At 57.3% G+C, this 13,655-nt stretch carries 14 protein-coding genes; 9 read left to right on the top strand and 5 right to left on the bottom strand.

From position 1 onward, the window contains the following. The first annotated feature begins 82 nt into the window (after nucleotides 1-82). Complete coding sequence (gene abgT / locus ACQUTI_RS00655) at nucleotides 83-1,609, top strand: p-aminobenzoyl-glutamate transporter (RefSeq protein ID WP_023318148.1); 1,527 nt, start codon at nucleotides 83-85, stop codon at nucleotides 1,607-1,609. A 32-nt stretch (nucleotides 1,610-1,641) separates the two neighbouring features. On the opposite strand, the gene ACQUTI_RS00650 is transcribed toward abgT, so the two are convergent. Further along, nucleotides 1,642-1,800 (bottom strand): hypothetical protein, encoded by a 159-nt coding sequence (locus tag ACQUTI_RS00650; RefSeq protein WP_032455956.1) that lies wholly within the window; start codon nucleotides 1,798-1,800, stop codon nucleotides 1,642-1,644. A 267-nt stretch (nucleotides 1,801-2,067) separates the two neighbouring features. Between ACQUTI_RS00650 and ogt the strand changes: the two genes are divergently transcribed. The 3 genes from ogt (at nucleotide 2,068) to uspE (ending at nucleotide 4,619) form a co-directional block, all read left to right on the top strand. After that, nucleotides 2,068-2,583: a methylated-DNA--[protein]-cysteine S-methyltransferase gene (ogt, locus tag ACQUTI_RS00645; RefSeq protein WP_004887029.1), complete on the top strand. Its 516-nt coding sequence runs from the start codon at nucleotides 2,068-2,070 to the stop codon at nucleotides 2,581-2,583. A gap of 194 nt (nucleotides 2,584-2,777) precedes the next feature. Beyond that, complete coding sequence (fnr, locus tag ACQUTI_RS00640; protein ID WP_004887031.1) at nucleotides 2,778-3,530, top strand: fumarate/nitrate reduction transcriptional regulator Fnr; 753 nt, start codon at nucleotides 2,778-2,780, stop codon at nucleotides 3,528-3,530. Nucleotides 3,531-3,668: 138 nt separating this feature from the next. Beyond that, nucleotides 3,669-4,619, top strand: a complete 951-nt coding sequence (gene uspE, locus ACQUTI_RS00635; protein WP_004887033.1) for a universal stress protein UspE — start codon at nucleotides 3,669-3,671, stop codon at nucleotides 4,617-4,619. A 119-nt stretch (nucleotides 4,620-4,738) separates the two neighbouring features. On the opposite strand, the gene ACQUTI_RS00630 is transcribed toward uspE, so the two are convergent. The 3 genes from ACQUTI_RS00630 to pntA all read right to left on the bottom strand — a co-directional run bounded on the left by ACQUTI_RS00630 (nucleotide 4,739) and on the right by pntA (nucleotide 8,004). Then, on the bottom strand, nucleotides 4,739-4,927 hold the full coding sequence (locus ACQUTI_RS00630) for a YdiH family protein (RefSeq protein ID WP_004887037.1): 189 nt from the start codon (nucleotides 4,925-4,927) through the stop codon (nucleotides 4,739-4,741). Between the two features lie 148 nt (nucleotides 4,928-5,075). After that, nucleotides 5,076-6,464, bottom strand: a complete 1,389-nt coding sequence (pntB, locus tag ACQUTI_RS00625) for a Re/Si-specific NAD(P)(+) transhydrogenase subunit beta (protein WP_004887040.1) — start codon at nucleotides 6,462-6,464, stop codon at nucleotides 5,076-5,078. Nucleotides 6,465-6,474: 10 nt separating this feature from the next. Further along, a complete protein-coding gene (pntA, locus tag ACQUTI_RS00620; protein WP_017898698.1) occupies nucleotides 6,475-8,004 on the bottom strand; it encodes a Re/Si-specific NAD(P)(+) transhydrogenase subunit alpha in 1,530 nt (509 codons plus the stop codon). A 521-nt stretch (nucleotides 8,005-8,525) separates the two neighbouring features. Between pntA and ydgH the strand changes: the two genes are divergently transcribed. The 3 genes from ydgH to folM all read left to right on the top strand — a co-directional run bounded on the left by ydgH (nucleotide 8,526) and on the right by folM (nucleotide 11,795). Further along, on the top strand, nucleotides 8,526-9,476 hold the full coding sequence (gene ydgH, locus ACQUTI_RS00615) for a DUF1471 family protein YdgH (RefSeq protein WP_004887044.1): 951 nt from the start codon (nucleotides 8,526-8,528) through the stop codon (nucleotides 9,474-9,476). A gap of 177 nt (nucleotides 9,477-9,653) precedes the next feature. Beyond that, nucleotides 9,654-11,036: an amino acid permease gene (locus ACQUTI_RS00610; protein ID WP_428923166.1), complete on the top strand. Its 1,383-nt coding sequence runs from the start codon at nucleotides 9,654-9,656 to the stop codon at nucleotides 11,034-11,036. Nucleotides 11,037-11,072: 36 nt separating this feature from the next. Next, nucleotides 11,073-11,795 (top strand): dihydromonapterin reductase, encoded by a 723-nt coding sequence (gene folM, locus ACQUTI_RS00605; RefSeq protein WP_043523132.1) that lies wholly within the window; start codon nucleotides 11,073-11,075, stop codon nucleotides 11,793-11,795. Here folM and ACQUTI_RS00600 read toward each other — a convergent pair. Further along, nucleotides 11,792-12,127 carry a GlpM family protein gene (locus ACQUTI_RS00600; RefSeq protein WP_004887053.1) on the bottom strand — a complete coding sequence of 112 codons (336 nt, stop codon included), beginning with the start codon at nucleotides 12,125-12,127 and terminating at the stop codon, nucleotides 11,792-11,794. The two genes, folM and ACQUTI_RS00600, sit on opposite strands and share 4 nt — an antisense overlap. Nucleotides 12,128-12,255: 128 nt before the next feature. Between ACQUTI_RS00600 and rstA the strand changes: the two genes are divergently transcribed. Together rstA and ACQUTI_RS00590 are read left to right on the top strand one after the other, a co-directional pair. Continuing rightward, entirely contained in the window at nucleotides 12,256-12,972 is a 717-nt protein-coding gene (rstA, locus tag ACQUTI_RS00595) for a two-component system response regulator RstA (RefSeq protein ID WP_017898700.1), read from the top strand. A 232-nt stretch (nucleotides 12,973-13,204) separates the two neighbouring features. Beyond that, nucleotides 13,205-13,567 (top strand): hypothetical protein, encoded by a 363-nt coding sequence (locus ACQUTI_RS00590; protein WP_122542069.1) that lies wholly within the window; start codon nucleotides 13,205-13,207, stop codon nucleotides 13,565-13,567. Nucleotides 13,568-13,655: the final 88 nt, after the last annotated feature.

The following is a 13,655-nucleotide window of genomic DNA, read 5'->3' as shown; positions in this document are numbered from 1 at the left end:
AGCGGCACGCACCGACCATAATAACCGCCGGCAGTACGGGAGCAGGCCTGCCCAACACAACAACGACAACAGAGGAACGCCCATGAGTATGTCATCCATACCGTCGCCTTCCCCCGCCGGAAAGCGCTATGGCTGGGTAGAGAAGATCGGTAATAAGGTCCCGCACCCGTTTTTGCTGTTTATCTATCTTATCGTGGCGCTGATCGCCGCCACGGCGATACTCTCCGCCTTCAACGTCGGGGTGCAAAACCCTGCGGACGGGTCGCGGGTGGTGGTCAAAAACCTGCTCAGCGTGGAAGGGCTGCACTGGTTTTTACCGAACGTGATTAAAAACTTCAGCGGTTTCGCGCCGCTGGGGGCGATCCTCGCCCTGGTGTTGGGCGCCGGCTTTGCCGAGCGGGTGGGCCTGTTGCCCGCGCTGATGGTCAAGATGGCCTCCCACGTTAGCGCCCGTTATGCCAGCTATATGGTGCTATTCATCGCCTTTTTCAGCCATATCTCTTCCGACGCCGCGCTGGTGATCATGCCGCCGCTGGGGGCGCTGATGTTTCTCGCTGTCGGTCGGCATCCGGTCGCCGGCCTGCTGGCGGCGATAGCCGGCGTGGGCTGCGGCTTTACCGCCAATTTACTGATCGTCACCACCGACGTGCTGCTCTCCGGGATCAGCACCGAGGCGGCCAAATCCATCGATGCCTCTCTGCACGTCAGCGTGATCGACAACTGGTACTTTATGGCGACCTCGGTGATCCTCCTGACCCTCGTCGGCGGTTTAATCACTGACAAGCTGGTGGAGCCGAGGCTGGGACAGTGGCAAGGCAGCCGCGACGAAAAGCTGCAAACCTTGACCACCGAGGAGCGTTTCGGCCTGCGCATCGCCGGGGTAGCAACGCTGGCGTTCGTGGCGGTCATCGCCCTGATGGTGGTTCCTGAAAACGGCATTCTTCGCGATCCGGTTCAGCACACGGTGATGCCCTCGCCGTTTATCAAAGGCATCGTGCCGCTGATCATCTTTTTCTTCTTTGTCGTGTCGCTGGCTTACGGTATCGCCACTGGCAAAATTCGCCGTCAGGCCGATCTGCCGCAGTTGATGATTGAGCCGATGAAAGAGATGGCCGGATTTATCGTGATGGTCTTCCCGCTGGCGCAGTTCGTGGCGATGTTCAACTGGAGCAATATGGGCAAGTTTATGGCCGTTGGCCTGACGGACCTGCTGGAGAGCGCCGGCATGAACGGCGTCCCGGCGTTTGTCGGTCTGGCGCTGCTGTCGGCTTTTCTGTGCATGTTTATCGCCAGCGGCTCGGCCATCTGGTCGATTCTGGCGCCGATCTTCGTGCCGATGTTTATGCTGCTGGGCTTCCACCCGGCGTTTGCGCAGATCCTGTTTCGCATCGCCGATTCATCGGTGCTGCCGCTGGCGCCGGTTTCACCGTTTGTACCGCTGTTTCTCGGTTTTTTACAGCGCTACCGACCCGACGCCCGCCTCGGGACTTACTACTCGCTGGTGCTCCCTTACCCGCTGATTTTTCTCGCCGTCTGGCTGCTGTTGCTGGTGGGCTGGTATCTGGCAGGACTGCCCATCGGCCCTGGCATTTATCCGCGGCTCCCTTAAGCCGCTGAAGCGCCAGGGACGGCTGCTTACTCTTAACGCGGCACCTTCATTTTGACCTTACGGGGGACATCTGCGGCTCCGGCGAAGATGCCGAAAAGCGCGCGATACCCGCGTTCGAGCAACAGCGTGAGGCCGTGGATAACCAGGCCGCTGAAGATCAATACGATTACGCCAGTCAGTATATATTGCATAGCCCCACCTCTGAGTTATTAACCGCGCCGCGACGACGCGGTGGCACCTTCCCGGGCGCGCAAAGCGGCGCGGAGGACCGGCGTCGTCAGCTTAAAAGTAGCAAAAACCATGCCCGATAACCCGCCAGGATCGATCCAAAAATAAATCAACGTACAGGCCGCAGGAAGCCGGCCGGGGATACGGGTTTATCTTTTGGGAGTATAGTTGACCGCCGCCGGCGCGTGGTATCGTGTTGCCCTCGTGTACGATGGTGGATGACCGAAACGATGTTGACCTTGCTGCAGGATAAAATGGATACCCCGTTGGGGGCGCTGTGGGTACTCTGCGACGAACAGTTTAATTTACGCGCCGTCGAGTGGGACGAGCACCGCGATCGGATGGAAACCCTGCTCGACGTACACTATCGCCGGGAAGGCTATCAGCGCGTTGACTGCCGCAATCCGGGCGGTCTCAGCAGTAAGCTGAACGACTATTTTGCCGGCGACCTGGCCGTTATCGAGACCCTGCCTACCGCCACCGCCGGCACCCCTTTCCAGCGCCAGGTCTGGCAGGCGTTGCGCGATATCCCCTGCGGCCAGGTGATGCACTACGGTCAGCTGGCCGAAGCGCTCGGTCGTCCCGGCGCGGCACGCGCGGTGGGGGCCGCCAATGGCGCCAACCCGGTGAGTATTGTGGTGCCTTGCCATCGGGTCATCGGACGTAACGGTACGATGACCGGCTATGCCGGCGGCGTGCAGCGTAAAGAGTGGCTTCTGCGCCACGAGGGCTATCTGTTGCTTTGACTGAAAATGCCTTTTCTGGAATTTTCAGGTAATTTTACAATCAAATGTGGCTGAATAATCTATTTTTAATCAAGCAGATATCAGCCTGTTTTGATTTCCCCTGCTGATATTACGTGTTTCAGAGCCTGAAGACTTACCTGCTCATCAAAAAGATGTTAAAATTGACCAATATCAATTAAGGCCTGAGCAGACATATGATCCCTGAGAAGCGAATTATTCGACGCATTCAGTCTGGCGGTTGTGCTATCCATTGTCAGGATTGCAGTATCAGCCAGCTCTGCATCCCCTTTACTCTGAACGAGCACGAGCTTGATCAGCTGGATAATATTATCGAGCGGAAAAAGCCCATCCAGAAAGGTCAAACCTTGTTCAAAGCCGGTGATGAGCTGAAATCGTTGTATGCCATTCGCTCCGGGACCATCAAAAGCTACACCATCACCGAGCAAGGCGATGAGCAGATTACCGGCTTCCACCTGGCGGGCGATCTGGTGGGCTTTGACGCCATCGGCACCGGCCTGCACCCGAGCTTCGCCCAGGCGCTGGAAACGTCGATGGTATGCGAGATCCCCTTTGAAACCCTCGACGATCTTTCCGGAAAAATGCCGAATCTGCGTCAGCAGATGATGCGTCTGATGAGCGGTGAGATCAAAGGCGACCAGGATATGATCCTGCTGCTTTCCAAAAAGAACGCCGAAGAGCGCCTGGCCGCGTTTATCTATAACCTGTCCCGCCGTTTCGCGCAGCGCGGTTTCTCTCCCCGTGAGTTCCGTCTGACTATGACCCGCGGCGACATTGGCAACTATCTCGGCCTCACCGTCGAAACCATCAGCCGTCTGCTGGGGCGTTTCCAGAAGAGCGGCATGCTGGCGGTGAAAGGCAAATACATCACCATTGAAAACGGCGACCTGCTGGCCCAGCTGGCCGGTCAGGCGCGTAACGTCGCTTAATCTCCGAGCAACACCTGGTCAGGATCGGCAATTTTTTCAGATTTGTTGATCTGACCAGGCTCCTCCCCTGTTTCAATTCATCCATATAGGTTATCTTTTTAATAACTGACGGTAGCTGCAGTTGTAAGGAGACCCTGTATGGCGAAGTATCAGAGCATGCTGGTAGTAATCGATCCTAACCAGGACGACCAGCCGGCGCTAAGGCGAGCGGTGTACCTGCACCAACGGATTGGTGGACGCATCAAAGCCTTTTTGCCGATCTATGATTTTTCTTATGAAATGACCACCCTGCTGTCGCCGGATGAACGGACGGCGATGCGTCAGGGCGTCATTGCCCAACGAACGGCCTGGATCCGCGAGCAGGCGAAATTCTATCTTGAATCCGGTGTGCCGATTGACGTGAAGGTGGTGTGGCACAACCGCCCCTTCGAAGCCATTATTCAGGAAGTGATCAGTGAGAAACACGACCTGCTGCTGAAGATGGCCCACCAGCACGACAAGCTGGAAGCGGTGATTTTCACCCCGACCGACTGGCATCTGCTGCGTAAGTGCCCTTGCCCGGTCTGGATGGTGAAAGACCAGCCATGGCCAGAAGGCGGTAAAGCGCTGGTCGCCGTCAATCTGGCCAGTGAAGAAAATTATCACAACACCCTCAACGAGAAGCTGGTGCGCGAGACCCTGTCGCTGGCGGAAGAAGTCAACCACACTGAAGTGCACCTTATCGGCGCCTATCCGGTCACCCCGATCAATATCGCGATTGAGCTGCCGGATTTCGATCCCAGCGTCTACAACGACGCCATCCGCGGCCAGCATCTGCTGGCGATGAAAGCCCTGCGGCAGAAGTTTGGCATTGACGAGAAATTCACCCACGTGGAAAAAGGGTTGCCTGAGGAGGTGATCCCGGATCTCGCCGAGCATCTGCAGGCGGGGATCGTGGTGCTGGGTACGGTCGGTCGAACCGGCCTCTCCGCGGCGTTCCTTGGCAATACCGCGGAGCAGGTTGTCGACCACCTGCGCTGCGATCTGCTGGTGCTTAAACCAGAGGCCTATCAGACGCCGGTGGAACTGGACGACGACGACGACGATTAATCTTCCCTCCCGGAACGTTCATCATCCCCCGCCTCGCGGGGGATTTTTTTGCCCGCTTTCCCTCAGGCACAAAAAAGGGCCGCTTGCGGCCCCGTCATGGCATGGCGACCCTGAACGACTCAGTGGATACCCAGACGCCAGGCCAGATCGATCTCTTCTTTCAGCTCCAGCGAGGAGAGCGCCATCAGGTCAGCAAACTCCAGTTCCAGCAGTTTAAGTTTTTTCAGATACTGCGCTGGAGTCATGACGGTGGTGTCGCGGCGTAAGAATTCGATGGCCATCTGCGTTGGGGTTAACTCGGTATCCATAATATCCTCTGTCTGATGTAATAACCGGAACATTATATCACCTTTTACCGCTTATTTTATGAACAATCCCTGGTATCCCAGTGCATATAAAAAAGCCGTCTCACAGGAGACGGCTTATAAACAAACGTTGTAAAACAATAATGTTACATTACAGCGCTTTCAGGATCGCATCGACGCTGGCTTTGGCATCACCGAACAGCATATGGGTGTTCTCTTTAAAGAACAGCGGGTTCTGTACGCCGGCGTAACCGGTGTTCATCGAACGCTTAAAGACCACCACGTTCTGCGCTTTCCACACCTCAAGCACCGGCATGCCGGCGATCGGGCTCTTCGGATCGTCCTGCGCCGCCGGGTTGACGGTATCGTTAGCGCCGATGACCAGCACGGTGTCGGTATCGCTGAAATCATCGTTGATCTCATCCATCTCCAGCACGATGTCGTAAGGCACTTTAGCCTCCGCCAGCAGGACGTTCATATGTCCCGGTAGACGGCCGGCGACCGGGTGAATGCCAAAGCGCACCTTAATGCCGCGCGCCCGCAGCTTCTCGGTAATTTCTGCCACCGGATACTGCGCCTGGGCCACCGCCATACCATAGCCCGGGGTGATGATGACCGAGTGCGAATTTTTCAGCATCTCCGCCGTCTCTTCGGCGCTAATTTCGCGGTGCTCGCCCACTTCTTCATCGCCGCCGCTGGAGGAACCATCGGTGCCGAAGCCGCCGGCGATCACGCTGATAAAGGAGCGGTTCATCGCCTTACACATAATGTAAGAGAGGATGGCGCCGGAAGAGCCCACCAGCGCGCCGGTGACGATCAGCAGGTCATTGCTCAGCATAAAGCCCGCCGCCGCCGCCGCCCAGCCCGAGTAGGAGTTGAGCATCGAGACCACCACCGGCATGTCCGCGCCGCCGATGGAGGCCACCAGGTGCCAGCCGAAGGCCAGCGCGATCGCGGTCATCACCAGCAGGCACAGGACCTGGGTGCCGGTGCTATCGGAGCGCACAAAAATCACCATCAGGATGAAGGAAACCACCAGCGCCGCCAGGTTAAGCTTATGGCGATTAGGCAGCATCAGCGGTTTGGAGGAGATCTTGCCGCGCAGTTTACCAAACGCCACTACCGAACCGGTGAAGGTCACCGCGCCGATGAAGATGCCGAGGAACACTTCGGTCAAATGGATATTGACCAGAATCTGCTCCATGCCGGTTTCATGCTGCAGGTAGCTGTTAAACCCTACCAGCACCGCCGCCAGGCCCACGAAGCTGTGCAGGATGGCCACCAGCTCCGGCATCTCGGTCATTTCGACCTTCTTCGCCAGACGAATACCGATTGCCCCACCGATGACCATCGCGAGGATAATCCAGCCGACGTTGCCGGCGTCCGGACCCAGAATAGTGGCGATCAGGGCGATGGCCATCCCGGCGATGCCGAAATAGTTGCCCTGCTGCGAGGTTTCGTGTTTCGACAGACCCGCCAGGCTGAAAATAAACAGGATTGCAGCAACAATGTATGCAGCTGTAACTAATCCACCAGACATGTGCTACCCCTTATCCTTTGCGAAACATTTTCAGCATGCGCTGAGTCACGGTAAAACCACCGAAAATATTAATGCTGGCGATCAGTACCGCGATAAAGCTCAGGAAGCTGACCCAGCCGCCGTGGCCTATCTGCAGCAACGCGCCAACCACGATAATGCCCGAAATGGCGTTCGTCACCGACATCAGCGGCGTATGCAGCGCATGGGAGACATTCCATACCACGTAGTAACCCACCACGCAGGCCAGCGCGAAGACAGTGAAATGGCCGAGGAACTCTTTAGGCGCCACGTTGGCCAGCCAGCCGAAGAGGATAATCGCCAGCGCTATCAGCGCATATTTGCGCCACGGCGACGCCGGTTTCACCTCTTCTTTCGGCGCTTCCACTTTTTTCGCCGCGGCCTGCGGCTGAGCGGAGACCTGAATCGGCGGCGCCGGCCAGGTGATTTCGCCTTCACGCACCACGGTCACGCCGCGCACCACCACGTCATCGAAATCGATGACGATATTGCCGTCTTTCTCTTTGCACAGCAGCTTCAGCAGGTTCACCAGGTTGGTGCCGTAGAGCTGGGAGGACTGGGTCGGCAGACGGCCTGGCAGGTCGGTATAACCGATAATTTTCACGCCGTTGGCGGTGGTCACCACTTCGCCCGGCACGGTGTACTCGCAGTTGCCGCCGTTTTGCGAGGCGAGATCGACCACCACGCTGCCCGACTTCATGGCGTCAACCATTTCCCGGGTGATCAGCTTCGGCGCCGGCTTGCCCGGAATTAACGCCGTGGTGACGATAATATCGACCTCTTTCGCCTGGGCGGCGAACAGCGCCATTTCGGCCTGAATAAAGGCCTCGGACATCACCTTGGCATAGCCGTCGCCGCTGCCCGCTTCCTCTTTAAAATCCAGTTCGAGGAATTCGGCGCCCATACTCTGCACCTGCTCCTTCACTTCCGGACGGGTATCGAAGGCGCGAACAATCGCCCCCAGGCTGTTGGCGGCGCCAATCGCCGCCAGACCGGCCACCCCGGCACCGATAACCATCACCTTGGCGGGCGGAACTTTGCCTGCCGCGGTAATCTGCCCGGTAAAGAAACGGCCGAATTCATGGGCCGCTTCAACGATAGCGCGGTACCCGGCGATATTGGCCATTGAGCTGAGCGCATCCAGCGACTGGGCGCGGGAGATACGCGGCACCGAATCCATCGCCATCACGTTGATATTGCGGGCCGCCAGTTTTTCCATCAGCTGCGGATTTTGCGCCGGCCAGATAAAACTAATCAGCGTGGTTCCTGGATTCAACAGGGCAATTTCATCGTCATTCGGGGCATTGACCTTGAGGATGACATCAGACTGCCACACCTCGTCGCCGGTCACGATCTCAGCCCCCGCCTGGGCGAAGGCCTCATCGTCAAAGCTGGCCAGCTTCCCGGCGCCGCTTTCTACCGCGACGCTAAAGCCGAGTTTGAGCAACTGCTCAACGGTCTTCGGCGTGGCGGCGACCCGGGTCTCCTGGGCTAGCCTTTCTTGTGGTACACCAATACGCATAGTTTTCCCTTCCATCGGTTTTTGATGATGGTTTACTTTTCTGACCAACAACGACAGGACGGCAAAATCGTCCTCGCCGTCTTTCGCTGTCTGCAAAATGAAACAGTAACAAACTTTTTATAACCTACTGAAAATAGCGATTGTGATCTACAGCGATAAAACAGAAATTTTGATTTTATTGCTTATTGTCAGCACAGATGGTTCCGGGCAGCAATATTTACCTGAATTTGCCTTTCAGGCCTGATAATTCGCTTATCCAGTAGTATAAAACGCCATTTATCGCCATTGAGATCATTGTATTAACATTACATTAACTAATAAAAGTGGTATCGATTATCGTTTTTGCTGGTCAAGCGGCTGTTTTTTCAACATATCGAAAAATGTTATCTTTCCGTCGTATACGATTCGGGCGGCAAGCAAAAAATGACGCAGACAGTCACGGCGATTAAATGCAATAATCAAACGTTTTCAGTCAACAACAACACCAGTATATGGTTTGCGCAAGGCAAAGGATTATTTTTATGAAGCTTAAAAACACCCTCCTGGCGTCTGCTCTCCTGACAACCGCCACGTTGTCTGCCCACGCAGCGACCGAGTTGACCCCGGAGCAGGCGGCTGCGCTGAAGCCCTACGATCGCGTTGTCGTCACAGGCCGGTTTAATGCCATTGGCGACGCGGTGCAAGCGGTATCGCGCAAAGCTGACAAAGACGGCGCGGCCTCATTCTATGTTGTCGACACGTCGGATTACGGCAATGGCGGCAACTGGCGCGTCACGGCTGACCTCTATAAAGACGACGCGCCGAAAGCGGATGCGCCGAAAAATCGCATCATCAATGGCGTGATGGAGCTGCCGAAAGATCAGGCCGTTGAGCTGATGCCTTACGACACCGTCACCGTCCAGGGCTTCTATCGCAGTCAGCCGGAAGTGAACGACGCCATCACCAAAGCGGCGAAAGCGAAAGGCGCCTATGCGTTCTTCATCGTCCGCCAGGTGGACGCCAACCAGGGCGGCAACCAGCGCATTACCGCCTATATCTACAAAAAAGATGCGGAGAAACGCGTTCTGCAGAGCCCGGACGCTATCCCGGCTGATTCTGAAGCCGGCCGCGCGGCGCTGGCCAAAGGCGGCGAAGCGGCGAAAAACGTCGAAATCCCGGGCGTCGCCACCACCGCGGCGGTTGGCTCCGGCACCGGTGTAGGTCGTTTCTTCGAGACCCAGTCGTCGAAAGGCGGACGTTACACTGTCACGCTGCCGGACGGCACCAAAGTTGAAGAAGTGAACAAAGTGACCGCGGCGCAAATGGTGCCGTTCGATAACATCAAGTTCACCGGCAACTATGGCAACATGACGGAAATCTCTTATCAGACGGCGAAACGCGCGGCGAAGAAAGGGGCGAAGTACTACCACATTACCCGCCAGTGGCAGGAACGCGGCGGCAACATCACCATCAGCGCCGATTTGTACAAATAATCGCTGCTGACTGGCTAAAAAGGCGGCGCATCGCCGCCTTTTCATTTTTTTTCATCCCCCGCCATTGCATGGCCCCCGGACACTCCGTAAAATCCCGCGCCTTAGCGCAATCCTCCATTTTTATGCGATTTCGCAAAATAAATATTCTGGAACAGCCATTTTCACCTCGGGAATGCAATGGAAAAGAAACTGGGCCTGAGCGCCCTGACCGCCCTGGTCCTTAGCTCAATGCTCGGCGCTGGCGTATTCAGTTTGCCGCAAAATATGGCGGCCGTGGCCAGCCCTTCCGCTCTGCTCATCGGCTGGGCGATCACCGGCGTCGGGATCCTGTTCCTCGCCTTCGCGATGCTGCTGTTGACCCGTATTCGCCCCGACCTCGACGGCGGGATCTTCACCTACGCCCGTGAAGGGTTCGGCGAGCTGATCGGCTTCTGTTCCGCGTGGGGCTACTGGCTGTGCGCGGTGATCGCCAATGTCTCTTATCTGGTGATCGTCTTTTCGGCGCTCAGTTTCTTCACCGATACCCCTGAGCTGCGCCTGTTTGGCGATGGCAACACCTGGCAGTCGATCGTCGGCGCTTCAGTTCTGCTGTGGGTAGTCCACTTTCTGGTCCTGCGTGGGGTGCAGACGGCGGCGGGGATTAACCTGGTCGCGACCCTCGCCAAGCTGTTGCCGCTGGGGGCGTTTGTCGCCCTCGCCGCCCTGGCCTTTCAGCTGGATACGTTCCGCCTCGATTTCAGCGGCGTGGCGCTGGGCGTACCGGTGTGGGAGCAGGTTAAAAACACGATGCTGATCACTCTGTGGGTGTTCATCGGCGTCGAAGGCGCGGTGGTGGTCTCCGCCCGCGCGCGTCACAAGCGCGACGTTGGGCGCGCGACGCTGCTCGCGGTGATTTCGGCCCTCGCGGTGTATCTGCTGGTCACCCTGCTGTCGCTGGGTGTGGTGCCGCGTAGCGAACTGGCCGAAATGCGCAACCCGTCGATGGCGGGACTGATGGTCAGACTGATGGGCTCGTGGGGTGAAATTGTGATTGCCGCCGGGCTTATCGTGTCGGTGTGCGGCGCCTATCTCAGCTGGACCATCATGGCCGCCGAAGTGCCTTACCTCGCGGCCACCCACAAAGCCTTCCCGCGCCTGTTCGCCCGTCAGAACCGCAACAACGCCCCCTCCGCCTCGCTGTGGCTGACCAATATCAGCGTTCAGGCGTCGCTGGTTTTGATCTGGCTGACCGGTTCGGACTACGGCACCCTGCTGACTATTGCGTCAGAGATGATCCTCGTGCCCTATCTGCTGGTCGGCGCCTTTTTGCTGAAAATCGCCACCCGTCCGCTGCATCAAGCGGTGGGTATCGGCGCCTGCATTTATGGCTTATGGTTATTATACGCGTCGGGACCTGTGCATTTGCTGTTGTCAGTGGTACTTTACGCTCCGGGTCTTCTGGTCTTTTTGTACGCGCGGCGTACGCACCAGCACGATCGTTCGCTCAAACGCCGCGAATTGGCGCTAATTGGTTTATTGCTGGTTGCCGCTGTGCCGGCAACGTGGATGCTGGTGGGGTAAGCGGTCGCCCTGCCGCCTAAATCAAAGGAGATACCCATGGCTGAAATACAGCCCCGCCCGGTTCTGATCACAGGAGGAGGCCGCCGCATCGGCCTCGCGCTGGCGCACCATTTTCTGCAGCAACATCAGCCGGTCATCGTCAGCTATCGCACGCCCTATCCGGCGATCGATGACCTGCGCCAGGCAGGCGCTCTCTGTCTGCAGGCCGACTTCAGCAGCGATGACGGCATTCTGACCTTTGCCGAAGCGGTTAAATCGCATACCAGCGGCCTGCGGGCCATCATCCACAACGCCAGCGACTGGATGGCGGAGAAGCCGGGAGTACCGCTCAGCACGGTGATCAACCGCATGATGCAGATCCACGTCCATGCCCCCTATCTGCTCAACCACGCGCTGGAAGAACTCCTGCGCGGCCACGGCCATGCCGCCAGCGACATTATCCATATCACCGATTACGTGGTGGAGCGCGGGAGCGATAAACATATCGCCTACGCCGCCAGCAAGGCCGCGCTGGACAACATGACCCGCTCCTTCGCCCGCAAGCTGGCGCCGGAGATCAAAGTCAACGCTATAGCCCCGTCGCTGATCATGTTCAATGAAGGTGACGACGAGGCCTATCGTCAGCAGGCGCTGGATAAATCGCTGATGAAAATCGCCCCGGGCGAGAAAGAGATCAGCGACCTTATCGACTATCTGTTTACCAGCCGCTACGTGACCGGCCGGTCATACGCCGTCGACGGCGGTCGCCCTCTGCGTTAGTGGAAGCGGCTCCAGCCAACAATCAACAGCCAGGCGCACAGCCCCCAGCACCCCACTGCGCCTGCCAGCGCTAACGGCAGGCGCATGATGCCGGTGAAGTACCACAGCGACAGCAGATAGATAAAATAGGGAACGATCGACCACATGCCGAACACGATAGTGGCGCGCAGGGCTTCAATACCACGCTCGCTGGCAACAATATAGTGGGCGATGAGCGCAAAGGTGGGAAACAGCGGAATAAGCCCGGCGATGGCGTAGTTTTTGGTTTTCGCCAGCACGCCAATCAGCACCACCACCAGCGCGCCCAGCAGCCCTTTGATTAACAGCCCCATGTCCTTATGCCTTAACAATGAATCAACAAGTTAGCGCAGCATAGCGGAATTAGCGCTGTTTATAAAACAGGAATGGCGGGTAAAATAGCCGCAGTGTATGTTACTTCTTTTACTGATGTGCAATAGACATGAATAAAATCGTTTTTGTTGAGGATGATCCTGAGGTAGGAGCGCTGATCGCCGCCTATCTCGGCAAGCATGATATGGAGGTGGTGGTCGAGCCTCGCGGCGACCGCGCAGAGGAAGTGATCGCGCGGGAGAAACCGGACCTCGTGCTGCTGGACATTATGCTGCCCGGCAAGGACGGAATGACCCTCTGTCGCGATTTGCGTGGGCAATGGCAAGGGCCGATTGTTCTGCTGACCTCGCTCGACAGCGATATGAACCATATCCTCTCCCTGGAAATGGGCGCCAGCGATTATATCCTGAAGACCACACCGCCGGCGGTGCTGCTGGCGCGACTGCGTCTGCATTTGCGCCAGCATATCGCCCCGGCGGGTACAGGCGCGCCTTCGACGCTGACCCCGCACAAGACCATCTCCTTTGGCTCACTGACCATTGACCCGGTCAACCGCCAGGTGCTGCTCGGCGGAGAAAGCGTCGCCCTGTCCACCGCCGATTTCGACCTGCTGTGGGAGCTGGCCACCCACGCCGGGCAGATTATGGACCGCGACGCCTTGCTGAAAAATTTACGCGGCGTCACCTACGACGGGATGGATCGCAGCGTTGACGTCGCTATCTCGCGCCTGCGCAAAAAACTGCTCGATAACGCCACCGAACCCTACCGGATTAAGACGGTACGCAACAAAGGCTACCTCTTCGCCCCCCACGCCTGGGATAACTGAGCGGTCCGTCTGCGGCCCTGAAAGGGGCCCGTTTCACCGCCTGTTCCCCGGCGGCAAGCGCATCACATTTTTCCGCCACCTTCGCGCTGGCTGACCGCCACCCATTTGTCATATTGAGTAAATCAATATGTTTCGCCGTACAGAAGCCCATCACATAACCCCTCAATATGATTGTGCTCAAGGACTTAGCGTTATCAGAGTGGCATAAAGTCTGAAAACACAGGACTTTTGCATGATGAAATACGTTGTACTTTTGGCTCTTACTCTCTTCACGTCACTCTCTGGCTGGGCTTTTTCTCTCGACAACGCCGATATCCGGCTCCTCTGTCCACAGCGCGGGCAGATTAAGGTGCTTCTTCACCGCTATCAACATACCCAGCAATCCTGGGGAGATCACCATTTCGAAACCGGCGGCGGATACATACGCCAGGGGCCGCTGCTGGTGATCCCGTTTGCTAATCTTGATCAGATGATTTACCACCAGACCACTGGCGAATTTGCTTACTGGTATGCCGAAGCAGAACAGCTGGTGCGCTGTCGGCTGCTGAGCCTGGCCACCCTCTATCCGGTGGATATACCCTACTATCGCGAGTAGCGCCCAGCGGCGCGCAGAATACGCTGGCCACAATCCCGGCCTCATGCAGACGTAAGCCCGCAATGAGTGACACTGTCACATTTTTAAC

This window comes from Klebsiella sp. 7-CIP_Kleb. (genome assembly GCF_050378655.1).
GTDB classification, from domain to species: Bacteria; Pseudomonadota; Gammaproteobacteria; order Enterobacterales; family Enterobacteriaceae; genus Klebsiella; species Klebsiella quasipneumoniae.
The sequence above is the reverse complement of the archived record's forward strand: the minus strand, read 5'-3'. Positions and strand labels throughout refer to the sequence as shown.

Excerpts from the sequence above, each read along its gene's own strand:
- abgT (WP_023318148.1), top strand. The coding sequence starts at position 83 with ATGAGTATGTCATCCATACCGTCGCCTTCCCCCGCCGGAAAGCGCTAT.
- ACQUTI_RS00650 (WP_032455956.1), bottom strand. The coding sequence starts at position 1,800 with ATGCAATATATACTGACTGGCGTAATCGTATTGATCTTCAGCGGCCTG.
- ogt (WP_004887029.1), top strand. The coding sequence starts at position 2,068 with ATGTTGACCTTGCTGCAGGATAAAATGGATACCCCGTTGGGGGCGCTG.
- fnr (WP_004887031.1), top strand. The coding sequence starts at position 2,778 with ATGATCCCTGAGAAGCGAATTATTCGACGCATTCAGTCTGGCGGTTGT.
- uspE (WP_004887033.1), top strand. The coding sequence starts at position 3,669 with ATGGCGAAGTATCAGAGCATGCTGGTAGTAATCGATCCTAACCAGGAC.
- ACQUTI_RS00630 (WP_004887037.1), bottom strand. The coding sequence starts at position 4,927 with ATGGATACCGAGTTAACCCCAACGCAGATGGCCATCGAATTCTTACGC.
- pntB (WP_004887040.1), bottom strand. The coding sequence starts at position 6,464 with ATGTCTGGTGGATTAGTTACAGCTGCATACATTGTTGCTGCAATCCTG.
- pntA (WP_017898698.1), bottom strand. The coding sequence starts at position 8,004 with ATGCGTATTGGTGTACCACAAGAAAGGCTAGCCCAGGAGACCCGGGTC.
- ydgH (WP_004887044.1), top strand. The coding sequence starts at position 8,526 with ATGAAGCTTAAAAACACCCTCCTGGCGTCTGCTCTCCTGACAACCGCC.
- ACQUTI_RS00610 (WP_428923166.1), top strand. The coding sequence starts at position 9,654 with ATGGAAAAGAAACTGGGCCTGAGCGCCCTGACCGCCCTGGTCCTTAGC.
- folM (WP_043523132.1), top strand. The coding sequence starts at position 11,073 with ATGGCTGAAATACAGCCCCGCCCGGTTCTGATCACAGGAGGAGGCCGC.
- ACQUTI_RS00600 (WP_004887053.1), bottom strand. The coding sequence starts at position 12,127 with ATGGGGCTGTTAATCAAAGGGCTGCTGGGCGCGCTGGTGGTGGTGCTG.
- rstA (WP_017898700.1), top strand. The coding sequence starts at position 12,256 with ATGAATAAAATCGTTTTTGTTGAGGATGATCCTGAGGTAGGAGCGCTG.
- ACQUTI_RS00590 (WP_122542069.1), top strand. The coding sequence starts at position 13,205 with ATGATGAAATACGTTGTACTTTTGGCTCTTACTCTCTTCACGTCACTC.